General features: G+C 72.8%; 21 protein-coding genes and 1 riboswitch. Of the genes, 16 read left to right on the top strand and 5 right to left on the bottom strand.

Going from position 1 to position 22,635, the window contains the following annotated elements:
* The 3 genes from NPS70_RS27690 to NPS70_RS27680 form a co-directional block, all read left to right on the top strand.
* Positions 1-588: cbb3-type cytochrome c oxidase subunit I (locus NPS70_RS27690; RefSeq protein WP_256527196.1), on the top strand; the 588-nt coding region annotated here is incomplete at its 5' end.
* On the top strand, positions 585-983 hold the full coding sequence (locus NPS70_RS27685) for a cytochrome c oxidase subunit 4 (protein WP_256527195.1): 399 nt from the start codon (positions 585-587) through the stop codon (positions 981-983). The genes NPS70_RS27690 and NPS70_RS27685, both read left to right, overlap by 4 nt.
* Positions 984-1,170: 187 nt before the next feature.
* Entirely contained in the window at positions 1,171-2,430 is a 1,260-nt protein-coding gene (locus NPS70_RS27680; protein ID WP_256527194.1) for an Ig-like domain-containing protein, read from the top strand.
* Positions 2,431-2,553: 123 nt separating this feature from the next.
* Here the strand turns inward: NPS70_RS27680 and NPS70_RS27675 are convergent, their stop codons facing one another.
* The gene (locus NPS70_RS27675; protein ID WP_256527193.1) at positions 2,554-2,955 is read right to left on the bottom strand and encodes a hypothetical protein; all 402 of its coding nucleotides are present in this window, start codon (positions 2,953-2,955) and stop codon (positions 2,554-2,556) included.
* A 169-nt stretch (positions 2,956-3,124) separates the two neighbouring features.
* Here NPS70_RS27675 and NPS70_RS27670 point away from each other — a divergent pair, with 169 nt between their 5' ends.
* The 6 genes from NPS70_RS27670 (at position 3,125) to NPS70_RS27645 (ending at position 10,432) form a co-directional block, all read left to right on the top strand.
* Positions 3,125-3,745 (top strand): heme-copper oxidase subunit III, encoded by a 621-nt coding sequence (locus tag NPS70_RS27670; RefSeq protein WP_256527192.1) that lies wholly within the window; start codon positions 3,125-3,127, stop codon positions 3,743-3,745.
* A 90-nt stretch (positions 3,746-3,835) separates the two neighbouring features.
* On the top strand, positions 3,836-4,645 hold the full coding sequence (locus NPS70_RS27665) for a c-type cytochrome (protein ID WP_256527191.1): 810 nt from the start codon (positions 3,836-3,838) through the stop codon (positions 4,643-4,645).
* Positions 4,642-5,718 (top strand): ubiquinol-cytochrome c reductase iron-sulfur subunit, encoded by a 1,077-nt coding sequence (locus NPS70_RS27660; protein WP_256527190.1) that lies wholly within the window; start codon positions 4,642-4,644, stop codon positions 5,716-5,718. The genes NPS70_RS27665 and NPS70_RS27660 overlap by 4 nt, the downstream gene beginning before the upstream one ends.
* The gene (locus NPS70_RS27655) at positions 5,715-7,346 is read left to right on the top strand and encodes a ubiquinol-cytochrome c reductase cytochrome b subunit (RefSeq protein ID WP_256527189.1); all 1,632 of its coding nucleotides are present in this window, start codon (positions 5,715-5,717) and stop codon (positions 7,344-7,346) included. The genes NPS70_RS27660 and NPS70_RS27655 overlap by 4 nt, the downstream gene beginning before the upstream one ends.
* Before the next feature lie 132 nt (positions 7,347-7,478).
* Positions 7,479-8,543 carry an anthranilate phosphoribosyltransferase gene (gene trpD, locus NPS70_RS27650; RefSeq protein ID WP_256527188.1) on the top strand — a complete coding sequence of 355 codons (1,065 nt, stop codon included), beginning with the start codon at positions 7,479-7,481 and terminating at the stop codon, positions 8,541-8,543.
* Positions 8,544-8,632: 89 nt separating this feature from the next.
* A riboswitch (SAM riboswitch) is annotated at positions 8,633-8,750 on the top strand.
* A gap of 248 nt (positions 8,751-8,998) precedes the next feature.
* Positions 8,999-10,432, top strand: coding sequence for an aminotransferase class V-fold PLP-dependent enzyme (locus NPS70_RS27645; RefSeq protein ID WP_256527187.1), 1,434 nt, complete (start codon positions 8,999-9,001; stop codon positions 10,430-10,432).
* Between the two features lie 40 nt (positions 10,433-10,472).
* On the opposite strand, the gene NPS70_RS27640 is transcribed toward NPS70_RS27645, so the two are convergent.
* Together NPS70_RS27640 and NPS70_RS27635 are read right to left on the bottom strand one after the other, a co-directional pair.
* Positions 10,473-10,754 (bottom strand): Lrp/AsnC family transcriptional regulator, encoded by a 282-nt coding sequence (locus NPS70_RS27640; RefSeq protein ID WP_065488891.1) that lies wholly within the window; start codon positions 10,752-10,754, stop codon positions 10,473-10,475.
* Positions 10,751-11,485 carry a rhomboid family intramembrane serine protease gene (locus NPS70_RS27635; RefSeq protein ID WP_256527186.1) on the bottom strand — a complete coding sequence of 245 codons (735 nt, stop codon included), beginning with the start codon at positions 11,483-11,485 and terminating at the stop codon, positions 10,751-10,753. Before NPS70_RS27635 ends, NPS70_RS27640 begins: the two co-directional genes overlap by 4 nt.
* Positions 11,486-11,634: 149 nt before the next feature.
* Here NPS70_RS27635 and NPS70_RS27630 point away from each other — a divergent pair, with 149 nt between their 5' ends.
* The 5 genes from NPS70_RS27630 to NPS70_RS27610 all read left to right on the top strand — a co-directional run bounded on the left by NPS70_RS27630 (position 11,635) and on the right by NPS70_RS27610 (position 17,181).
* Entirely contained in the window at positions 11,635-11,877 is a 243-nt protein-coding gene (locus NPS70_RS27630; RefSeq protein WP_256527185.1) for a hypothetical protein, read from the top strand.
* A 36-nt stretch (positions 11,878-11,913) separates the two neighbouring features.
* Positions 11,914-13,278: an NYN domain-containing protein gene (locus NPS70_RS27625; RefSeq protein WP_256527184.1), complete on the top strand. Its 1,365-nt coding sequence runs from the start codon at positions 11,914-11,916 to the stop codon at positions 13,276-13,278.
* 320 nt (positions 13,279-13,598) lie between these two features.
* Positions 13,599-14,624 carry an NlpC/P60 family protein gene (locus tag NPS70_RS27620; protein ID WP_256527183.1) on the top strand — a complete coding sequence of 342 codons (1,026 nt, stop codon included), beginning with the start codon at positions 13,599-13,601 and terminating at the stop codon, positions 14,622-14,624.
* 246 nt (positions 14,625-14,870) lie between these two features.
* Entirely contained in the window at positions 14,871-15,884 is a 1,014-nt protein-coding gene (locus NPS70_RS27615) for a C40 family peptidase (RefSeq protein WP_256527182.1), read from the top strand.
* A gap of 70 nt (positions 15,885-15,954) precedes the next feature.
* The gene (locus tag NPS70_RS27610) at positions 15,955-17,181 is read left to right on the top strand and encodes a hypothetical protein (protein WP_256527181.1); all 1,227 of its coding nucleotides are present in this window, start codon (positions 15,955-15,957) and stop codon (positions 17,179-17,181) included.
* Here the strand turns inward: NPS70_RS27610 and NPS70_RS27605 are convergent.
* Positions 17,138-18,382: a glycosyltransferase 87 family protein gene (locus tag NPS70_RS27605; RefSeq protein ID WP_256527180.1), complete on the bottom strand. Its 1,245-nt coding sequence runs from the start codon at positions 18,380-18,382 to the stop codon at positions 17,138-17,140. The two genes, NPS70_RS27610 and NPS70_RS27605, sit on opposite strands and share 44 nt — an antisense overlap.
* An 89-nt stretch (positions 18,383-18,471) precedes the next feature.
* Between NPS70_RS27605 and NPS70_RS27600 the strand changes: the two genes are divergently transcribed.
* Entirely contained in the window at positions 18,472-19,614 is a 1,143-nt protein-coding gene (locus NPS70_RS27600) for a glycosyltransferase family 4 protein (RefSeq protein ID WP_256527179.1), read from the top strand.
* 66 nt (positions 19,615-19,680) lie between these two features.
* Here the strand turns inward: NPS70_RS27600 and NPS70_RS27595 are convergent, their stop codons facing one another.
* Entirely contained in the window at positions 19,681-21,477 is a 1,797-nt protein-coding gene (locus NPS70_RS27595) for a long-chain fatty acid--CoA ligase (protein ID WP_256527178.1), read from the bottom strand.
* A gap of 298 nt (positions 21,478-21,775) precedes the next feature.
* Between NPS70_RS27595 and NPS70_RS27590 the strand changes: the two genes are divergently transcribed.
* A complete protein-coding gene (locus tag NPS70_RS27590) occupies positions 21,776-22,531 on the top strand; it encodes a metallophosphoesterase (RefSeq protein ID WP_256527200.1) in 756 nt (251 codons plus the stop codon).
* Positions 22,532-22,635 lie beyond the last annotated feature (104 nt).

Raw genomic sequence — 22,635 nt, 5'->3', positions numbered from 1 at the left:
GCCTCGCCGCCGCTGGACTTCCACGTCTCCGACTCCTACTTCGTGGTGGCGCACTTCCACTACGTCGTCTTCGGCACCGTGGTGTTCGCGATGTTCGCCGGCTTCCACTTCTGGTGGCCCAAGTTCACCGGCAAGATGCTGGACGAGCGCCTGGGCAAGATCACCTTCTGGACGCTGTTCATCGGCTTCCACGGCACCTTCCTGGTCCAGCACTGGCTGGGCGCGGAGGGCATGCCGCGGCGGTACGCCGACTACCTGGCGGCCGACGGCTTCACCGCGCTGAACACGATCTCGACCATCAGCTCCTTCGTGCTGGGCCTGTCGATGCTTCCGTTCATGTACAACGTCTGGAAGACCGCCAAGTACGGCAAGAAGATCGAGGTCGACGACCCGTGGGGCTACGGCCGCTCGCTCGAGTGGGCCACGTCCTGCCCGCCGCCGCGGCACAACTTCCTCACCCTGCCCCGCATCCGCAGCGAATCGCCCGCGTTCGACCTGCACCACCCGGAGATCGCGGCGCTCGACCAGCTCGAGCACGGCGGCGTCCCGGCCGGGGCCGTGGCCGGCGGCAAGGAGGAGAGCAAGTGAAGATCCAGGGCAAGATGTTCCTCTGGCTGAGCGTCTTCATCCTGGCCGTCGCCGTCCTGTACGGCGTCTGGTCGAAGGAGCCGGTCGGAACCACCGCACTCTTCCTGGCCTTCGGCCTGGCCGCCATGATCGGCTACTACCTGGCCTTCACGGCCCGGCGGGTCGACCAGATGGCGCAGGACGACAAGGAGGCCGACGTCGCGGACGAGTCCGGCGAGGTCGGGTTCTTCTCCCCGCACAGCTGGCAGCCGCTGTCGCTGGCGATCGGCGGTGCGCTCGCCTTCCTGGGCGTGGCGATGGGCTGGTGGCTGCTCTACTTCTCGCTGCCCGTCATCCTGATCGGCATCTTCGGCTGGGTGTTCGAGTACTACCGCGGTGAGAACCAGAACCAGTAGCGCCGTGTCCTAGACCCGGTGCCGCGAACGGCGCACCGTCCGCCCGGTCGGACGGCCCGAGGGCCCGGAACCGCCTCGCTCGACGAGGCGGTTCCGGGCCCTCCGTCACTCCGGAAAGGTGGTTGCGGGCCCCTCGTTCGGAGTCATCCAGCGCGCCGCTGCTGACAGCCGTCCATAGCGTGTGCTCATGAACCACACGCCGCGATTCCGTACCGCAGTCGGAGGCATCCTGCTGGTCGTGACCCTCGGGACGGTCGCGACCGCGTGCGGCGACCCCGACGCCCACCCGCTCTCCGCGCAGCCCTACGACGCCGCGCGGCAGATCGCCTTCAACACCGAGACCGACGGCCGCAAGGTCGACCCGGACAAGCCGCTGGAGATCACCGCCAAGGGTGAGGGCGGCCGCATCACCGACGTCACCGTCATGGACGACGCCGGGCGCTTCCTCGCCGGCGAGCTCTCCGCCGACGGCGTCCGCTGGCGCTCCACGGCCCCGCTCGCGGCCGGTGCCCGCTACACCGTGCGGGTCTCCACCGAGGACGAGGACGGCGCCCCCGGCGTCCGGGTGCTGACCTTCGAGACGAAGCCCGCCGAGCGCTTCCTGGCCGCCGAGTTCGGCCCCGAGGCCGGCACCTACGGCGTGGGCCAGCCGGTCACCGCCAAGCTCAGCCTGGCCGTCAAGGACGAGGACGCCCGGCGCACCGTCGAGCGCGCCCTCAAGGTGACCTCCAGGCCCGCCGTGGAGGGCTCCTGGTACTGGGTGGACGACAAGACGCTCCACTACCGGCCCAGGGAGTACTGGCCCAGCGGGGCGACGGTCACCGCCTCCAGCAACCTCAAGGGCGTCAAGGTGACCGGCCAGCTCTACGGCGGCCCCTCGAAGCCGCTCGAACTCTCCATAGGCGACCGCATCGAGGCGGTCACCGACGCCGCCGCCCACACCATGGTGGTCAAGCGGAACGGAGAAGTGATCAACACCATTCCGGTGACCACCGGCAAGCCCGGCTTCGACACCCGCAACGGGATCAAGGTGGTGCTCGGCAAGGAGTCCTACGTCCGGATGCGCAGCACCAGCATCGGCATCGCCGCGGGCAGCTCCGAGTCCTACGACCTGCCGGTCTACTGGGCCACCCGGGTCACCTGGAGCGGGGAGTACGTGCACGCCGCGCCCTGGTCGGTGGGCTCGCACGGTGCCGCGAACGTCAGCCACGGCTGCACCGGCATGTCCATGGCGAACGCCAAGTGGTTCTTCGAGACCGTCCGCCAGGGCGACCTCGTCTCCGTCGTCAACAGCTACGGCGACATGATGACCCCGTTCGGGAACGGGTTCGGGGAGTGGAACCTGTCCTGGGAGAAGTGGCGCGAGGGCTCGGCGCTGACCGGGGGCACCGCCGAGGACACCGGTCCCAGCGCCGCCACGGCCCGTCTGCGGCCCGTGGCCCTGTAGCCCGGCCGGGTGCCCGCGACGTCCGGCCGGGGAGCGGGAGGCCGCTCCGCGGCCCCGTGCGCGCCCCCCTCGGGCCCGCCGGGCCCGAGGGGGGCGAAGGCCGCGAGGGCGGCCCGGACCGCCTCAGACGCCCGAGGAGAGCCGCTCACGCAGCAGCGAGGCCAGGGCCTCGGCCAGCTCCACCGGCTCGACCGGCAGGGTGACGGCGGCCTCGGCCCGGCTCCAGGTGGCCAGCCAGGCGTCCTGCGGACGCCCCATGAGCAGCAGCACGGGCGGGCAGTCGTAGATCTCGTCCTTGATCTGCCGGCAGACGCCCATGCCGCCCGCGGGGACCGTCTCGCCGTCCAGGACGCAGGCGTCCACCCCGCCCTGCTCCAGGGCCTTCAGGACGGCCGGCAGCGTCGCGCACTCCACGAACTCCACCGGCGGCACATCGGCGGCCGGCCTGCGCCCGGCCGCGAGGCGCACCTGTTCGCGCGTGTTCGCGTCGTCGCTGTAGACCAGGACCGTGGCGCTCGACTGCATGGTTCCTCCGCCTCGTACGAACAGAGCCTGTGGACGCGGATGCTACTCCCCCCGACTCGCTGTCAACACCGGTTCGGACAGCCCTTCGATGGGCCGTTCGGGCTGGACAGCGCCCACGGACACACCGAACGGCACCCCCGGAGTGAGGGCGGGATAAGCGACCGACATAATGTCGGTCGTGGCGACAGCAACGACAGTAGAAACCGGGCACGCGCACCCGTCGGTCAATCGGCCGAACCTCACCAGCGTCGGAACCATCATCTGGTTGAGTTCCGAGCTGATGTTCTTCGCGGCCCTCTTCGCGATGTACTTCACCCTGCGATCGGTGACGGGTGCCGAGTTCTGGTCAGAGAAGGCCGACACGCTGAACCTGCCGTTCTCGGCGACCAACACCACGATCCTGGTGCTCTCCTCACTCACCTGCCAGCTCGGCGTCTTCGCCGCGGAGCGGGGCGATGTGAAGAAGCTCCGGACGTGGTTCATCATCACGTTCGTGATGGGCGCGGTCTTCATCGGCGGCCAGGTCTTCGAGTACACCGAGCTGGTCAAGCACGAGGGGCTCTCCCTCTCGTCCGACCCGTACGGCTCGGTGTTCTACCTGACGACCGGCTTCCACGGCCTCCACGTGACAGGCGGCCTCATCGCCTTCCTGCTGGTCCTCGGCAGGACGTACGCGGCCAGGAGGTTCACCCACGAGCAGGCAACCGCCGCCATCGTCGTGTCCTACTACTGGCACTTCGTCGATGTCGTCTGGATCGGCCTCTTCGCCACGATCTACCTGATCAAGTAAACGGCGGAGGCGCCGGCCCGGAGCCGAGCCGCCCGAAGCAGACACAGTCCAGAAGCATCGACGCAGAAGATCCTGACACCGGGGTAATCCGTGAAAAAGCTCTCCGCACGACGACGCCATCCGCTGGCGGCGGTCGTCGTCCTACTCCTCGCGCTGGCGGCCACTGGGGGGCTGTACGCCGCGTTCGCACCCGCGGACAAGGCGCAGGCCGATGAAACCGCCCAGTCCCTCGCCATCAAGGAGGGCCAGAAGCTCTACACCGTGGGCTGCGCCAGCTGCCACGGAACCGGCGGTCAGGGCACCAGCGACGGTCCCTCCCTGGTCGGCGTGGGCTCCGCCGCGGTCGACTTCCAGGTCGGCACCGGCCGGATGCCCGCCATGCAGCCCGGCGCGCAGGTGCCGAAGAAGAAGAACATCTACTCCCAGACGGAGATCGACCAGCTCGCGGCGTACGTCGCCTCCCTGGGCGCCGGACCGATCACTCCGACCGAGGAGCAGTTCGACCCGGCCGAGGCGGACATCGCCAACGGCGGCGAGCTCTTCCGCACCAACTGCGCCCAGTGCCACAACTTCACCGGCAAGGGCGGTGCGCTGACCGAGGGCAAGTACGCCCCGGCGCTCGACGGCGTGAGCCCCAAGCACCTCTACGAGGCCATGCAGACCGGCCCGCAGAACATGCCGTCCTTCCCGGACACCGTGATGCCCGAGCAGGAGAAGCGGGACATCATCGCCTACGTCAAGGCCGTGAACAGCGACGACACCCCGTCTCCCGGCGGCTTCGGCCTCGGCGGCCTCGGCCCGGTGAGCGAGGGTCTGTTCGGCTGGATCTTCGGTCTGGGCTCGCTGATCGCTGTTGCCGTCTGGGTTGCGGCCCACACCGCTAAGGCCAAGAAGTCATGAGTAGCCAAGAGAATCCTGAAGAGAACCTGCCCGCAGAGCAGGGCTCCGCGCACGACGCGGCACACGCCGGCGGTACGACCGTCGTCCAGCACGACGAGGACCCGCTCGCCGACCCGGGGCTGCCGGCCCACAAGCCGCGCATCCAGGACATCGACGAGCGGGCGGCCAAGCGCAGCGAGCGCACCGTCGCCCTGCTGTTCACGCTGTCGATGCTGGCCACGGTCGGCTTCATCGCCTCGTTCGTGATCTTCGACATCGACAAGATCATCTACGTCTGGCCGCTCGGCCACATCAGCGCGCTGAACTTCTCGCTGGGCCTGACCCTGGGCCTCGCGCTGTTCTGCATCGGCGCCGGCGCCGTCCACTGGGCGCGCACCCTGATGTCCGACGTCGAGGTCGCCGACGACCGTCACCCGATCGAGGCGGCGCCCGAGGTCAAGGCGAAGGTCATGTCGGACTTCGCCGACGGCGCGCGCGAGTCCGCCATCGGCCGGCGCAAGCTCATCCGCAACACCATGTTCGGCGCGCTGGCCATGGTCCCGCTCTCCGGCGTGGTGCTGCTGCGCGAGCTCGGCCCGCTGCCCGAGGACAAGCTGCGCAAGACGCTGTGGGCCAAGGGCAAGCAGCTCATCAACATGAACACCAACGAGCCGCTGCGTCCCGAGGACATCACGGTCGGTTCGCTGACCTTCGCCATGCCCGAGGGCCTGGAGGAGGACGACCACGACTTCAACACCGAGATCGCCAAGGCCGCCCTGATGATCGTCCGGATCCAGCCGGAGGACATCAAGGACAAGCGCGAGCTCGAGTGGTCGCACGAGGGCATCGTGGCGTACTCGAAGATCTGCACCCACGTCGGCTGCCCGATCAGCCTGTACGAGCAGCAGACGCACCACGTGCTGTGCCCGTGCCACCAGTCCACCTTCGACCTGTCCGACGGCGCCCGCGTCATCTTCGGCCCGGCCGGCCACCCGCTGCCGCAGCTGCGGATCGGTGTGAACGCCGAGGGCAACCTCGAGGCGCTCGGCGACTTCGAAGAGCCCGTCGGTCCTGCCTTCTGGGAGCGCGGATGAGTACTGCAACGGCAACAGACAGCAACAAGAAGGCGCCGGCCGGCGAGCGGGTCGCCGACTGGGCCGACGGCCGCCTCGGGATCTACTCCCTGGCCAAGGCCAACATGCGGAAGATCTTCCCGGACCACTGGTCCTTCATGCTGGGCGAGATCTGCCTCTACAGCTTCATCATCATCATCCTCACGGGTGTGTACCTGACGCTGTTCTTCCACCCGAGCATGAACGAGATCGAGTACCACGGCTCGTACGTGCCGATGCAGGGCATCCGCATGACCGAGGCGTACGCCTCGACCCTGGACATCAGCTTCGACGTCCGCGGCGGCCTGCTCATCCGGCAGATCCACCACTGGGCCGCGCTGATCTTCCTCGCGGGCATGTTCGTGCACATGATGCGCGTCTTCTTCACCGGCGCGTTCCGCAAGCCGCGTGAGATCAACTGGCTGTTCGGCTTCCTGCTGTTCGTCCTCGGCATGTTCACCGGGTTCACCGGCTACTCGCTCCCGGACGACCTGCTCTCCGGCACCGGTGTGCGCTTCACGCAGGGCGCGATCCTGTCGGTGCCGATCGTCGGCACCTACATCTCGATGTTCCTGTTCGGCGGGGAGTTCCCGGGCCACGACATCATCGCCCGGTTCTACTCGATGCACATCCTGCTGCTGCCGGGCATCATGCTCGGCCTCGTGGTGGCGCACCTGATCCTGGTCTTCTACCACAAGCACACGCAGTTCGCGGGCCCCGGCAAGACCAACAAGAACGTCGTCGGCATGCCGCTGCTGCCGGTCTACATGGCCAAGGCGGGAGGCTTCTTCTTCCTGGTCTTCGGCCTGATCGCGATCATCTCCGCGCTGTTCACGATCAACCCGATCTGGGCACTGGGCCCCTACCGCTCGGACCAGGTGTCCACGGGCGCCCAGCCGGACTGGTACATGGGCTTCGCCGAGGGACTCATCCGCGTGATGCCGGGCTGGGAGATCAACCTCTGGGGCCACACCCTGGTCCTGGGCGTGTTCATCCCGCTGGTGGTCTTCGGGCTGGTGCTCGGCGCGATCGCGCTCTACCCGTTCATCGAGTCCTGGATCACCGGCGACAAGCGCGAGCACCACATCCTGGACCGCCCGCGCAACGCGCCGACGCGCACCGCGCTCGGTGTCGCCTGGGTCACCGCCTACGTGATCATGCTCCTCGGCGGTGGAAACGACATCTTCGCGACGCACTTCCACATGTCGATCAACGCGATCACGTGGTTCGTCCGCATCGCGTACTTCGTCGGACCGGTCCTCGCCTTCGTCATCACCAAGCGCATCTGCCTCGGCCTCCAGCGCCGCGACAAGGAGAAGGTGCTGCACGGGCGCGAGTCCGGCATCATCAAGCGCCTGCCGCACGGTGAGTTCGTCGAGGTCCACGAGCCGCTCTCGCAGGCGGACCGCTACAAGCTGACGGCGCACGAGCAGTACGCCCCGGCCGAACTCGGTCCCGAGGTCGACGAGAACGGCGTGCGCCGCAAGATCGGGCGCATGGAGAAGCTGCGCGTCAAGCTCAACAAGGGCTACTACGGCGGCGACAACCAGGTCGCCAAGCCCACGTCCGAGGAGTACCGGGAGATCACCAGCGGCCACGGCCACCACTGACCCCCCCCCGGCACACGCGTCGCCACACGCCCGAAGGGCCCCGTCCATCCGCTGGACGGGGCCCTTCGGGCCGTCCGGCGCTGGATAGGGTGGAACCCGAACCCCATTGGCTGTGGACCCCAGGAGCGGACCATGAACGTTGTGACCCCGGACGGCGGCGACAGCGTGGCGGACCTCTCCTGGCCCGCCGTGCTGAACGCCGTCCTCGACGGGAGCGGCCAGGGCGCCGAGGCCACCGCGTGGGCCATGGACCGGATCCTGCGGGGCGAGGCCACCGACGCGCAGATCGCCGGCTTCGCCGTCGCCCTGCGCGCCAAGGGCGAGACCGTGGAGCAGATCTCCGGCCTGGTCCGCACCATGTACGCGCACGCCAACCTGATCGAGGTGCCCGGCCGCAGCGTCGACATCGTCGGCACCGGCGGCGACGGCGCCAAGACGGTCAACATCTCCACCATGTCCGCGATCGTGGTCGCCGGCACCGGGGCCAAGGTCGTCAAGCACGGCAACCGGGCGGCCTCCTCGGCGAGCGGCGCCTCCGACGTCCTGGAGAAGCTCGGCGTCAACCTGGAGCTCACCCCCCAGCGGGTGGCCGAGGTCGCCGAGGAGGCGGGCATCACCTTCTGCTTCGCGGTGCGCTTCCACCCGGCGCTGCGGCACGTGGCCTCCGCCCGCAGGGAGCTGGGCATCCGCACCGTCTTCAACTTCCTGGGCCCGCTGACCAACCCGGCCCGGGTGAAGGCCCAGGCGACCGGTGTCGCCGACGCCCGCATGGCGCCCATCATGGCCGGGGTGCTCGCGGCCCGGGGCTCCTCCGCCCTGGTCTTCCGGGGCGACGACGGCCTGGACGAGCTGACGACCACCGCGACCTCCCGCGTGTGGGTGGTGCGGGACGGCGCCGTCCGCGAGGAGCGCTTCGACCCCCGGGACATCGGAATCGACCTGGTGCCCGTGGAGGCGCTGCGGGGCGCGGACGCCTCCTACAACGCCGATGTGGCCCGCCGGCTGCTGGGCGGGGAGACGGGACCGGTGCGCGACGCGGTGCTGCTCAACGCGGCGGCCGCGCTGGTGGCCCTGGAGCCCACCGACGGCACCCTGGACGAGCAGCTCGCGGCAGGGGTGGCGCGCGCGGCCCGGTCCGTCGACTCGGGCGAGGCCCGGGCCGCCCTGGAGCGCTGGGTGGCCGCGAGCAACGCCTGAGGTCCGCGGCGGCGGTGGGGCGGGGGCGGGGTCCGGATGGCGGACCCCGCCCCCGCCCGGTCCCGCGCGTGTGGCAGGATGCCCACCAAGGTCATGAGTGACAGCGACCACGGCCCCGGCCCGCTGTCCGGCAACCCTCCGTCCGTGGCGGGGTGCCCCGGGTGAAGACCAGGCCGCAGGCAGCGAGGTCTGCGGCAAGCGCGGACCCCTCACCGCTCCGGGGTCCTGGTCGAGGAGCTGTCCCGTGAGCAAGCGAATGCGCTAGGGCGTCGTTCGGCGGCCCCGTCCCGCCCTGCCGCGGACGGCGGCGCCCGCCCGAACCACGCCCCGGAGGTGCCCTCGGGGCTCCTCCTCCGCCCCCTCCGCACACCGCTTCCGCGTGTGCGTCGAGGCATCCCCGTACGCCGCGACGGGTCGTCGCCGCCCGTTCGCCCTTCCCGCCGGGAGACTCCGCCATGTCCGTGCGCCCCGCCACCACCGCGACCCCCTCCGTCCCGTCCGCCCTCCGCGCCCCGGCCGCCGCCACCGGCGCCGCGGCCCGTCGCTCCGAGCCGCTCGCCGTCCTCGGCAGGGACGTCACCGTGCCCCTGGCCACCGGCGGGGAGACCGGCTACGCCTCCCTCGACTACGCGGCCAGCGCCCCGGCGCTCCAGCGGGTCTGGGACGACGTCGCCGCCTACGCCCCGTACTACGGCAGCGTCCACCGGGGTGCCGGGTACCTCTCCCAGCTGTCCACCGACCTCTTCGAGAGCAGCCGGGCGGCCGTGCGCACCTTCCTCGACTGCCGCGAGGACGACCAGCTCCTCTTCACCCGCTCCACCACCGACTCGCTCAACCTGCTCGCCTCGGCCCTGCCCGCCGGCTGCCGGGTGTTCGTCTTCGAGACCGAGCACCACGCCTCCCTGCTGCCCTGGCGCGGTGCGGAGGTGACCGTCCTCGACGCGCCCCGCACGCCCGACGGGGCCGTGCGCGCCCTGGAGCGGGCACTCGCCGACCGGGACCCGCACGGACCGGCCCTGGTCTGCGTCACCGGAGCCTCCAACGTGACCGGCGAGCTCTGGCCGGTGCGGGAGCTGGCCGCGGCGGCCCACGCCCACGGCGCCCGGATCGTGCTGGACGCCGCCCAGCTCGCGCCGCACCGCCCGGTGTCCCTCCGGGAGACCGGCGCGGACTGGGTGGCCCTCTCCGGGCACAAGCTGTACGCCCCGTTCGGCTCGGGCGTGCTCGCCGGGCGGGCGGACTGGCTCCGGGCCGCGGAGCCCTACCTCGCGGGCGGCGGAGCCTTGCGCACCGTGACCCGGCGCCCGGAGGGCGGGGGAGCCGGCGGGCTCGACGTGGAGTGGCACACCACCGAGGCCCGGCACGAGGCGGGCTCGCCGAACGTGATCGGCGCCTACGCCCTCGCCTCCGCCTGCCGGGCGCTGACCGAGGCGGGCTTCCCCGGCCTCGTCGCCCGGGAGCAGCGCCTGGTCGCCGAGGTGCGCGCGGGGCTGGCGGGCATTCCCGAGGTGCGGGTGCTCTCGCTGTTCGGGGACGACGCGCCGCGTGTGGGCGTGCTGTCCTTCACCGTCGACGGCTGGAACAGCTCCCACTTCGCGGCGGCCCTCTCCGCCGAGTACGGGATCGGCGTCCGCGACGGCCTGTTCTGCGCCCATCCGCTGGTGCGCACGCTGCTCGGCGCGGGCCGGGGCGAGGCGGGGGAGTGCGGGGCACCGGAGCCGGCGCCCGGGGGCTCGGTGCCGCTGAACGCCGTCCGGGTGAGCTTCGGCGCGGGGACCCCCGACGAGCACATCCTGCGCTTCCTGGCCGCGGTGCGGGAACTGGTCCGCGACGGCGCGCGCCTGCGCTACCGCACCGAGGGCGGCCGCTGCGTGCCGGACCGCGGCTGACCGCCGCGTACCGGGACCGGCCGGGTGGCTCCCGGGCGGCTCAGGCGTCGAGGCCGATCGCGAACGCGGCCTCCAGGTCGTGCTGCGAGTACGTCCGGAAGGCGACGTGGGTGTCGGTGCCCTCGACGCCCGGGATCTTGCTGATGCGCCCGGGGATGACGTCGGCGAGGTCGTCGTGGCGCGCGACCCGGACCATGGCGATCAGGTCGTACGTCCCGGTCACCGAGAAGACCTCGCTGACGCTGTCCAGCGCGGCGATCGACTCGGCGATCTCGGGGATGCGGTCCACGCTGGTCTTGATGAGCACGATCGCAGTGATCACGGCTTGCCTTCTCCCTCGCTGGCCGCTGTAGACGACCTCACTCTAGCCCCAGCCCGGAAGCGGCCCCAGGCACAGAGGAACCCGGTGGTGAACCCCGCCAGGTGCGCGAGGTAGGCGACGCCCGGCCCGGGTCCGGCGTTCTGCGCCGCCACCCACTGGACCGCGAACCAGAAGACGAGCACGGCCCAGGCCGGGAAGCGCAGCGGAACGAAGAACAGGAAGGGGAAGAGGCTGGTCACCCGTGCCCGGGGGAAGAGATGGAGGAAGGCGCCCAGGACCGCCGAGATGGCCCCGGAGGCACCCACCAGCGTCTGCGCCGACTCGGCGTTGGCCACCGCGTACACCAGCAGGGCGACATAGCCCGTGCCGAGGTAGAACAGGACGAAGCCGCTGCGCCCCATGCGTTCCTCGGTCATGGCCCCGAAGACGTAGAGGAAGAGCATGTTGCCGAGCAGGTGCAGCCAACTGCCGTGGACGAACGGTGCGGTCAGCGGGGTCAGCAGTGCCCGGGGCGAACCGGACAGCAGCTCCGCGGGGACCACCCCCCAGCGTGCGAAGTAGGAGGACTGCGCCTCCAGCAGCTGCTCCGCGCTCCCGTGGGCCGGGTTCAGCCCCGAGACGGGGCTGACGGCGAAGAGCGCGCAGCACAGGGCGATCAGGGTGTAGGTCGCCACCGGGGTGCGCACCGCCCCGGTGACGGCTCTGCTCGCAGTGGGCCACCGACCGATCATGGACAGAGCATGGCGCAGCGGGAGGAAACGGTACAGCGTGCCTCGCCGTGACCGCGGGTACCCGTGAGGCCGTAGGGTTGCAGGGAGTACATCCGCAGTTCGACGGCGCACCGCGGGTCCCGGCACCGTGAGACGAAAAGGACGGCACGATGACGACGGTTCCCACGCCGACGGCCGACACCCGGTGGCGCTGCACGCTCTGCGGCAACCTCACCCGCTTCGACGTCACCCGCTCGTCCAAGGTCGTGGAGTACGTCCACCTCGACCTCGCGGGGGAGCCGACGGTGGAGGAGCGCGAGGTGGTCAGTGAGACCATCGAGTCGGTCCGCTGCCGCTGGTGCAACGCGGTGGACCAGATCGAGCTGGTGGACAGGCCGGGTGCCGCTTCCTGAGAGAGCGGCCCCCTGAGGGTGTAGGGGTGACGGATCGTGGAGCAGCCCGCAGGCGACGCGGAACCGGCCGGTGCGGCCGCAGGCGCCGCGGAGGCCCTCGACCGCCCCCTGCCCGAGGGTGTCCGGCGGAGGGTCGTCGCCCTGGTGTCCGACGCCTTCGGCGGCCTGACCGTCGCCGAACTCCCGCCCCAGTTGCGGCAGTACGCCCGGTTCACCCCGACCCGCAGGGCCAAGTTCGCCGGGAACGCCATGGCCGCCGCGCTCGACGGGGACCCCGTGTTCCGCCGGCGCGTCGCCGAGCGGCTCGCGAAGGGCCAGCCGGAGCTGGCCGGGGCGCTGGAGGCGGGGGCGCCGCCCGGGGCGGCCGACCCGGTGGACGTGGCGGCCGCCGCCTATGTGCTGCGCCCCGCCGGATGGGTGAAACTCGTCGCGGCCGCGGGCGAGGAGGTCGAGCGCGCGGACGCCGAGCGGGCCGAGGAGGAGGGCCGGCGCGAGCTGGAGCGCCTGCGGGCGGAACTCGCCGAGGCCCGCGGCCAGGTCAGGTCCGAGACCGACCGGCTGCGCGCGGAGCTGGAGGCGGCCCGCAAGGAGGCCGACTCCCTCGCCCGCAAGCTGCGCAGCGCGCAGGCGGACGTCAAGCGGGGCGAGGCCGCGCTGCGGCGATCGGCCTCCGAGATCGAGTCGGTGCGGGCGCAGGCGGCCGCGCAGGTGTCGGCCGCGGAGAGCGAGACCCGGCGGCTGAAGGCGCGCCTGGGCGAGGCGGAGGCGGCCGTGGAGGCCGGGCGCCGCGCGGCCCGCGAGGGGCGCTCCGTGGAGGACATGCGCCTGCGCCTGCTCCTGGACACCGTCCTGGACGCCGCCCAGGGGCTGCGCAGGGAGCTGGCGCTGCCCCCGGCGGGCATGCATCCGGCCGACACGGTCGACGCGGTGGAGCCGGGCCGGATGTCGCCCAAGGACATCGCGGCGCGGGCGCTGTCGGAGACCGATCCGGCGCTGCTGGACCAGCTCCTCGAACTGCCCCAGGCGCACCTGGTGGTGGACGGCTACAACGTCACCAAGACCGGCTACCCGACCATGCCGCTGGAGAAGCAGCGGCTCCGGCTGCTGGGCGGCCTGTCCGTGCTGGCGGCCCGCACGGGGGCGGAGGTGACCTGCGTCTTCGACGGCGCCGAGCTGGCCGCCCCGGTGCTGCTCGCCCCGCCGCGCGGGGTGCGGGTGCTCTTCTCCAAGCCGGGCGTCACCGCCGACGAGCTGATCCGCCAGCTGGTCCGCGCCGAGCCTCCGGGGCGGCCGGTGGTGGTGGCCTCCACCGACCGCGAGGTGGCCGACGGGGTGGCCAAGGCCGGCGCCAGGCCGGTCGCGTCCCTCTTGCTCCTGAAGCGCCTTTCGCGCCTCTCGTAACTCTCGCCTCACATGCCCGAATTGATGCGCCTTGTGGGGGACGGCGTGTCAAGTTTCCGCTACGGCGCGTGGGGTGAGGGTAAAGAATGGTGTTTCCGGGGGAGATTTTCCCGATGAGGATTTGAAGTGATCACAGGAAGGTCACTAGGGTCTGGCCTCGAACCTTCGCGCGGTCGATCACCCAGCCGGGGTGGCAGCGAAGGAACCGCCGAGTTCGTACAGTTCGACCTCTCTGTCCCGGGGCTCCGACGTGCGGACGCCGGAGGCTGGGTGCCCCACACAGGCCCGGTAGGCGGCTGAGGCAGAAGGAGCTCGCCTTCGTGGCGTCCCACCGTCGTCCCAAGCAGCCGAGCCGCGCCCGTGTGACCGTGCTCACCGCGACCGCCGCAGCCGCCGTCGCCCTCACCGCCCAGAGCGCCCAGGCCGATCCGACCCCGAGCAAGAGCGAGGTCAAGGAGAAGGTCGACAAGCTCTACGAGGAGGCGGAGAAGGCCACCGAGAAGTTCAACGGGGCCAAGGAGAAGCAGGACAAGCTCTCCGAGCAGATCGACGCCCTGCAGGACAAGGTGGCCCGCGGCCAGGAGGAGCTCAACACCCTCCGGGACAGCCTCGGCTCGGTCGCCAGCGCGCAGTACCGCTCCGGCGGCATCGACCCCTCCGTGCAGCTCTTCCTCTCCGGGGACCCGGACACCTACCTGGACAAGGCCTCCGCCCTGGACCAGCTCGGCGCCAAGCAGACCGCCGCCATCCAGGAGATCCAGTCCAAGCAGCGCATCCTCGCCCAGCAGCGCCAGGAGGCCCAGGGCAAGCTGAAGGACCTGGAGGAGACCCGGACCGAGCTCGGCAAGAAGAAGCAGGAGGTCCAGAGCAAGCTCGCCGACGCGCAGAAGCTCCTGAACTCCCTCACCGCCGCCGAGCGGGCCGCCCTGGTCGAGGAGGAGACCCGCGCCGACCGCGCCAGCGAGCGCGCCGACCTCGGCCCGTCCGTCCCCGCCTCCCAGCGGGCCTCCTCCGCCTTCGCCGCCGCCCAGTCCAAGGTCGGCTCGCCGTACGTCTACGGCGCCTCCGGACCCAGCTCCTTCGACTGCTCCGGCCTCACCTCCTGGGCCTTCGCCCAGGCGGGCGTCTCCATCCCGCGCACCTCGCAGGCCCAGGCCAACGCCGGTACCCGCCTCTACTCGCAGAGCGAGCTCAAGCAGGGCGACCTGGTCATCTTCTACGGCGACCTGCACCACGTCGGCTTCTACGCCGGCAACGGCCAGGTGCTGCACGCCCCGAAGCCCGGTGCCAACGTGCGCTACGAGTCGATCAACAACATGCCGTTCCAGTTCGGCGTGCGCATCTGACGCAGGCACCGCGCCGTCCGGCCCGGGCGCCTCGGCCCGGCCGGCGCGCGACCCGTCCGAACGGGCGAATTCCGCCGCCCTCCCGCTGACGCCCCGCCCCGCCGATGACCTGTGGTCCGTCGACGGGGCGTCACCGTGCGCGCCCGCGGCGGTCGTTGGCCGCAGGGTGACGGCACGGCTACTCTCTGCCGCGCAACATGCCCAGTCCTTGCGTCCCAGCGACGTGTGCGGAAGGGAGCGCGGCCCGTGGTGTCCCACCGCCGACCCTCACAGACCGGTCTCGCAGCGAGCGCCCGGGTCACCGTGCTGTCCGCGGCGGCGGCCACCGCCGCGGCCGCCCTGGCCTCCGCCCCCGCGGGCGCCGAGCCCCGGGAGACGGCCGCGGCCACCCGTGCCGAGGTCGACCGCCTCTACACCGAGGCCGAGCGCGCCACCGAGCGCTTCAACCGGGCGGACGAGGACGCGGGGCGGCTCCGGGAGCGCGTCTCGGGCGCCCGGGACCGGCTCGCCCGCGGCCAGGAGCGCATCAACGGGATGCGCCGCACCCTCGGTTCGGTCGCCGGAGCGCAGTACCGCTCCGGAGTCGACCCCTCGCTGGAGCTCTTCCTCTCCTCCGACCCGGACAGCTACCTGGAGCGGGCGGCCGCGCTGGAGCGGCTCGGCGACCGCCACTCCCGCACCCTGGCGGAGTTCCGGGACGCGCAGCGCGCGCTGGACCAGCAGCGGGCCGAGGTGGCCCGCGACCTGACCGAGCTGGAGCGCAGCCGCTCGGCCGTGGCCCGCCACAAGCGCAGCGTCGAACGCAAGCTGGCACAGGCGAGGCGGCTGCTGGAGCGGCTGCCGGCCGCCGAGCGCGCCTCGCGCTCCGGACGGGACGGCGGCGCGCCCGGGCCCGTCCTCCTCGCCTCCGGGTCCCGCCACGCCTCCTCCGCCGCCGCGGCCGCCCGCGGCGCGGTCGGCAGCCCGTACGTGTGGGGTGCCAACGGGCCCTCAGGTTTCGACTGCTCGGGCCTCGTGCAGTGGTCCTACGCCCAGGCCGGGGTGGCACTGCCCCGCACCTCCCAGGGCCAGGCGAACGCGGGGCGGCGCATCCCCCTCTCCGAGGCCCGGCCCGGCGACATCGTCACCTATCGCGGCGACGCCAGCCACGTCGGGATGTACATGGGCAACGGGCAGGTCGTCCACGCCCCCTACCCGGGCGCGGCCGTGCGCTACGACCCGGTGGGCATGATGCCCGTCCACGCGGTGACCCGGGTCTGAGCGGCCGGGCCGTGCCGGGGCCCGGCCGCGGACCGGGCCCCCGCCCCGCCGGTTCCGTACGATCGGCAGGGTGGCAGGTCAGGGGCGCGTCCGGCGCGCGGTGATCCGCGGCACGGCGGGGCTCGGCCTCGCCGCGCTGCTGCTCCTGCCCGCCTGCTCTCCCGCCCCGTCCCCGCTGGACCCGGCGGCCGAGGGCATCCAGCGCACCCTGGACGCCCGTGCGGAAGCCGTCCTGGACCGCGACCGCGACGGCTACCTCGCGGCCCTCGCCCCCGGCGACCGGCAGCTGCGCACCGCGCAGGGCGAGGAGTTCGACCGGCTGGCCGAGGTGCCCGTGGGCACCTGGGAGTACCGCCTCGCGGGCGTGCGCCACGAGGGCGGCAGGGCCGTCGCCGACGCCGAGCTGCACTACCGGCTCGACGGCTACGACACCGAGCCCATGACCGCCTCCCGGGTCCTGGAGCTGACCGAGCGCGGCGGACGCTGGCTCATCACCGCCGACCGGCCCGCCACCGGCGCCGCCCAGCAGCTCTGGCAGCAGGGCGGGGTACGGGCCGTGCGGGGCGCGGACAGCCTGGTGCTGGGTGTCGGGCAGGACCGGGAGCGGCTGCGGGAACTGGCCGGGGTGGCCGACCGGGCGGTGCCCGCCGTGGAGGACGCCTGGCCCGGGAGCTGGGACGGCCGGGTCGTGGTGCTCGTCCCCGCCTCGCTGGAGGACATGGGGCGGCTGCTCGGGGGGCCCTCCGCGAGCTACCGGGGCATCGCGGCCGTCACCACGGCCGAGACCGGCGCCGGCGCCCCGGCCGACCGCGTCGTCGTCAACCCCGAGGCCTACGGACTCCTCGGCGACCTCGGGCGCCAGGTGGTGCTGACCCACGAGACCACCCACGTGGCCACCCGCGCGGACACCTCCGCCGCCACTCCCATGTGGCTGTCGGAGGGCTTCGCCGACTGGGTCGCCTACCGCCGCTCGGACCGCACCGATGCGCAGATCGCCCCCGCCCTGCACCGGGCCGTTCAGGCCGGGCGCACGCCCGCGGCCCTGCCCGAGGACGAGGAGTTCGCCTTCGGCGGCGACGCGGACGCCCTCGCCCGCGCCTACGAGGGAGGACGCCTCGCCTGCACACTGATCGCCGAGCGCTGGGGGGAGGACCGCCTGGCGGCCTTCTACCGCACCGTCGGCGCCGCCGAGCACCGGGAGGGCGCCGTCGAGCACGCGCTCCGCCGGGAGCTGGGCACCACCCTGGAGGCGTTCACCGGGCAGTGGCGCGACCATCTGCGGGGGCGGCTCGGCTGAGCCCGTCCCCGGCGCCGCCCCGCCCTGCCGAGGTCGCCCGCCACAGCCCCCGGCAGGCCCCCAGCGCGGCCGCCGCCAGCAGCCCGTTGCGCACCACCAGCATCGACACGCCCAGGGCGTCGCCGGCCACCACATGGGCGAAGAGGACGGGGAACTCCAGCAGCGTCACCCCGGTCGCCGCCAGTACCAGCAGCGCCGGGCGCACCATCCGCGTCCGGGGGTGCGCCAGGCAGACCGCCGCCAGCCCCACCAGCCACACCAGGTACTGGGGGCTGAGCACCCGGCTGGTGACCGTGAACAGCAGCACCGCCGCGAAGGCGGCGTCCGCGGGCACCTGGGGCCCCCAGTCGCGCGCCCGCAGCCGCCACAGGACCAGCCAGGCCCCCGCGGCTGCCGCCGCCGCCAGCGCCAGCCCGCTCACCAGCCCCACGTACGGGCCCACGAACTCCACCGACCCGTAGTTCAGCAGCACCTCGCCCTCCCAGCCGGCGTGCCGTGCCAGGTGGAACACCAGCGCCCCGAGCGACTCCACCTCCGTCCCCCGGTCCCGCTGGAAGGCGGCGAAGGCCAGCGCGCCCGGCAGCGCGGCCGCCAGCGCCGCCGTGCCCGCCCCCGCCACCACCAGCGCCGCCGTGAAGCAGCGGCGGGCCGCCCGCCCCCGGGGGACGCCCACCAGCAGCAGGGCGGGCCACACCTTCACCAGTGCCCCGAACGCGGCCAGCGCCCCCATGGCCCGCGGCCGCCGCACCCCCGCGGTGAGCGCCGCCACCGCGACCGCGGTGACCATCAGGTCGTAGCGGGTGTAGGCGGTCGGCCCCAGCAGGGGCAGCCCCACCACCCACGTCCAGGTGCCGCGCCGGGTGCCCGCCCGCAGGCCCGCGCGGTGCACCAGCACCAGGACCGCCAGGTCGCACAGGAGCAGCAGCACGGTGAAGGCCGCGACGTAGTCCAGCGGGCGCAGCAGGCCGGGGGAGAGGATCGCGAGCGCCGCACCGGGCGGGTACTGCCAGGTGACGTCGTCGGCCGGGTAGGCGCCCCGGCTCAGCACCCCGTACCAGCCGCGGTAGATGACGTCGACGTCGCTCGTGACGTCCGGACCGGGCAGGACGAGCACCCCCGCCGCGCACAGCAGCAGCAGGGCCCGGGTCCCCGCCCAAACGACGGGCGCGAGCACCCCGCCGGGGACCGGTGCCCTCGCCATGCCGTCCCCCTCGCGCCGCCGTCCGCGGCCCATCATGCCGGGCGGGGCCCCGCGGACCGGGGAGGACGCGTTCGGTACTGTCGGCGGCGATGGACAAGACCCTGATCGTGACCAACGACTTCCCGCCCCGGCCCGGTGGCATCCAGGCGTTCCTCCACAACATGGCCCTGCGCCTGGAGCCCGGGCGGCTCGTCGTCTACGCCTCCACCTGGAAGCGGGGCCGGGAGGGCGCGGAGGCGACCAGGGCCTTCGACGAGGAGCAGCCCTTCACCGTCGTCCGCGACCGCGCCACGATGCTGCTGCCGACGCCCCGGGTCACCCGCCGGGCCGCGGGGCTGCTGCGCGAGCACGGCTGCACCTCGGTGTGGTTCGGCGCCGCGGCCCCGCTCGGCCTGATGGCCCCCGCGCTGCGCCGTGCGGGCGCCCGCCGGATCGTCGCCACGACCCACGGGCACGAGGCGGGCTGGGCGCAGCTGCCGGTCGCCCGCGGGCTGCTGCGGCGGATCGGCGAGGGCACGGACACGCTCACCTACCTGGGCGAGTACACGCGCACGCGGATCGCCTCGGCGCTCACCCCGGAGGCCGCCGGGCGGATGGTGCAGCTGCCGCCCGGCGTCGACGAGAAGACCTTCCACCCCGGCTCCGGGGGCGACGAGGTCCGCGCCCGGCTCGGCCTGGCCGACCGCCCGGTGGTGGTGTGCGTGTCGCGGCTGGTCCCGCGCAAGGGCCAGGACACGCTCATCCGCGCGATGCCCGCCGTGCTGTCCGCCGTCCCCGACGCCGTCCTGCTGATCGTCGGCGGGGGCCCCTACGACGGGGAGCTCCACCGGCTCGCCGAGGAGACGGGCGTGGCCGGCTCCGTGCGCTTCACCGGCGCCGTGCCCTGGACGGAGCTGCCCGCCCACTACGGCGCGGGTGACGTCTTCGCCATGCCCTGCCGCACCCGGCGCGGGGGCCTGGACGTGGAGGGCCTCGGCATCGTCTACCTGGAGGCCTCGGCCACCGGCCTGCCGGTCGTCGCGGGGGACTCCGGCGGGGCGCCGGACGCGGTCCTCGACGGCGAGACGGGCTGGGTGGTGCGCGGGGACGCCCCCGAGGAGTCCGCCGAGCGGATCACCGCCCTGCTGGAGGACCCTGCGCTGCGCCGCCGCATGGGCGAGCGCGGCCGGGCCTGGGTGGAGGAGCGCTGGCGCTGGGACCTGCTGGCCGAGCGGCTCAAGGAGCTGCTGTAGGGGCCGGCGCGGGTACGCCGGGGCCCCGGCGGCCAGCCGCCGGGGCCGTGAGGGGCTGCGGGGTGCTCAGGAGGCGTAGATCGACTCGATCTCGTCCGCGAAGTCCTTGGCCACCATGGCCCGCTTCAGCTTCAGCGAGGGCGTGATGTGCCCCGCCTCCTCCGTGAACTGCGCGGCCAGGACGCGGAACCTGCGCACCGACTCGGCCTTGGACACCGCCGCGTTGCCGTCGTCCACCGCCCGCTGGACCTCCGCCAGCAGCTCCGGGTCCTCGCGGAGCGAGGCGGCCGTGGAGCCGGCGGGCTTGCCGTTGTCCGCGGCCCAGCGCGCCAGGAACTCCTCGTCCAGGGTCACCAGCGCGCCCACGAAGGGTCGGCCGTCCCCGACGACCATGCACTCCGCCACCAGGGCGTGCGCCCGGATGCGGTCCTCGATCACGGCGGGGGCCACGTTCTTGCCGCCCGCGGTGACCAGGATCTCCTTCTTGCGGCCCGTGATGGACAGGTAGCCGTCCTCGTCGAGGGTGCCGATGTCCCCCGTGTGGAACCAGCCCTCGGTGAGCGCCTCGGCCGTGGCCGCCTCGTTGTTCCAGTAGCCCGAGAACAGGTGCTCGCCGTGCAGCAGCACCTCGCCGTCGTCGGCGATGCGCACCACCGAGCCGGGCAGCGGCTGGCCGACCGTGCCGATCTTCTGGCGGTCCCAGGGGTTGAAGGCGGTGGCCGCACAGCTCTCGGTGAGCCCGTAGCCCTCCAGGACCGTGAAACCGATGCCGCGGAAGAAGTGGCCGAGGCGCTCGCCGAGCGGCGCGCCGCCGGAGATCGCGTACTCGCCCCGGCCGCCGAGCACCGCGCGCAGCTTGCCGAAGACGAGCTTGTCGAAGACCTTGTGCCGGATCCGCAGCCCGAGGGAGGGGCCGGACGGGGTCGCCAGCGCGCGGCTGTAGTCGATCGCCGTGCGGGCGGCCCGGTCGAAGATCGCGCCCTTGCCGTCGGCCTGGGCCTTGGCGCGCGCCGCGTTGTAGACCTTCTCGAAGACGCGCGGCACCCCAAGGATGAGCGTGGGGCGGAAGGAGGCCAGCTCGTCGGTGAGGTTCTTGATGTCCGGGACGCACCCGAGCTTGATCGGCGCCATCACCGAGGCGACCTCGACCAGCCGCCCGAAGACGTGCGCCGCGGGGAGGAAGAGCAGGACCGAGCACTCGCCCGTGCGGAACAGCGGCCTCAGCCGCTCCACGACGTTGCCGCACTCGGCGAAGAACGCCCGGTGGGTGAGGACGCACCCCTTGGGGCGGCCCGTGGTCCCTGAGGTGTAGACGATGGTCGCCGGGTCGTCCGCGCCGGCCGCGGAGCTGCGCTCGTCGACCGTCTCGTCGGAGATCCCCGCGCCCGCCGCGGTCAGCTCCCCGACCGCCCCCGCGTCGATCCCCCAGACGTGCCGCAGCTCCGGGAGGCTGCCGCGCACCGACTCCACGGCGGCCGCGTGCGCCTCGGTCTCCACCAGCACGGCGACGGCGCCCGAGTCCCCGAGGATCCAGGAGACCTGCTCGGCGGAGCTGGTCTCGTACACCGGCACGGTCACCGCCCCGGCGCTCCAGATCGCGAAGTCCAGCTGCACCCACTCGTAGCGGGTGCGGGAGATCAGGCCCACCCGGTCGCCCGGGCGGATGCCCGCGGCGATCAGGCCCTTGGCCGCGGCACGGACCTCCGCCAGGAACTGCACGGCCGTGACGTCGGTCCAGACTCCGGCGACCTTGCGGCCCATGACGGCCACATCCGGATGCTGAGCGGCATTGCGGCGGATGAGATCCGTCAGGTTGCCGTCCGTGGGGACCTCGTACAGGGCCGGAAGGCTGAACTCGCGCAAGACTGCTGCTCCTCATCGGGCTCCGGCGCCACGGCTCTGTGGTGCGCCGGCTGCGGTCCACAGTCGGGCAGGTGCTCAGTGGGGGTGAGCACGACTGGACTGCCCGGACGTTACCCATCGGTAGTCGGTTCTCGATAGGGGTTCCCGGCCAATGTTCCGCGCGTCACACGGCCCCGGCCGGACCTCGGGGGAAGTATTCCACTCTCCGATGGCGGCCGAGTAACCGCAGGTGAAAGCCTCTGTCGGAGGGCGGTGGCGCCCTCGTAGGCTGGCGGCCATGCGAGGGATGCGAGTCAACGTGGTCAGCGACGTGCACGGCAACGCCAAGGATCTGGCCACCGCGGGCGAGGGGGCGGACGCCCTGCTCTGCCTCGGTGACCTGGTGCTCTTCCTCGACTACGCGGACCACTCGCGCGGCATCTTCCCGGACCTGTTCGGCGTGGAGAACGCCCACCGGATCGTGGAGCTGCGCACGGCCCGCAGGTTCGAGGAGGCCAGGGTCCTCGGCCGCCGGCTGTGGGCGGAACTCGGAGCCGACCGCACCGAGGTCATCGAGTCCGCCGTCCGGCGGCAGTACGCGGAACTGTTCGCCGCCTTCCCCACGCCGACGTACGCCACCTACGGCAATGTCGACATCCCCCGTCTGTGGCCGGAGTTCGCCCGGCCCGGCACCACCGTCCTCGACGGCCAGCGGGCCGAGATCGGCGGCCGGGTCTTCGGCTTCGTCGGCGGCGGCCTCACCACTCCCATGCGCACCCCCTACGAGATCTCCGACGAGGAGTACGCCGCCAAGGTCGAGGCCCTCGGCGAGGTGGACGTGCTCTGCTCGCACATCCCGCCGGACGTGCCGGAGCTGACGTACGACACGGTCGCCCGGCGCTTCGAACGCGGCAGCCGGGCGCTGCTGGAGGCGATCCACCGCATCCGCCCGCGCTACGCCCTCTTCGGCCACGTCCACCAGCCGCTGGCCCGCCGGATGCGCGTCGGGGCGACCGAGTGCGTCAACGTCGGCCACTTCGCCTCCACCGGGCGGCCCTGGTCGCTGGAGTGGTGAGGGCCCCCTCCCGGGTCCCGCTCCCGGCCCGCCGCCCGCTTCCCCGCCCCGGCCGCGCGGCCCCTCCGGCCGGTCGCCGCCCCGGTGGACCGGGGGCCGGGGCG

The sequence above is a fragment of the Streptomyces sp. C10-9-1 genome (assembly GCF_024497955.1).
In the GTDB taxonomy this organism is placed as follows: domain Bacteria; phylum Actinomycetota; class Actinomycetes; order Streptomycetales; family Streptomycetaceae; genus Streptomyces; species Streptomyces sanyensis.
The sequence above is the reverse complement of the archived record's forward strand: the minus strand, read 5'-3'. Positions and strand labels throughout refer to the sequence as shown.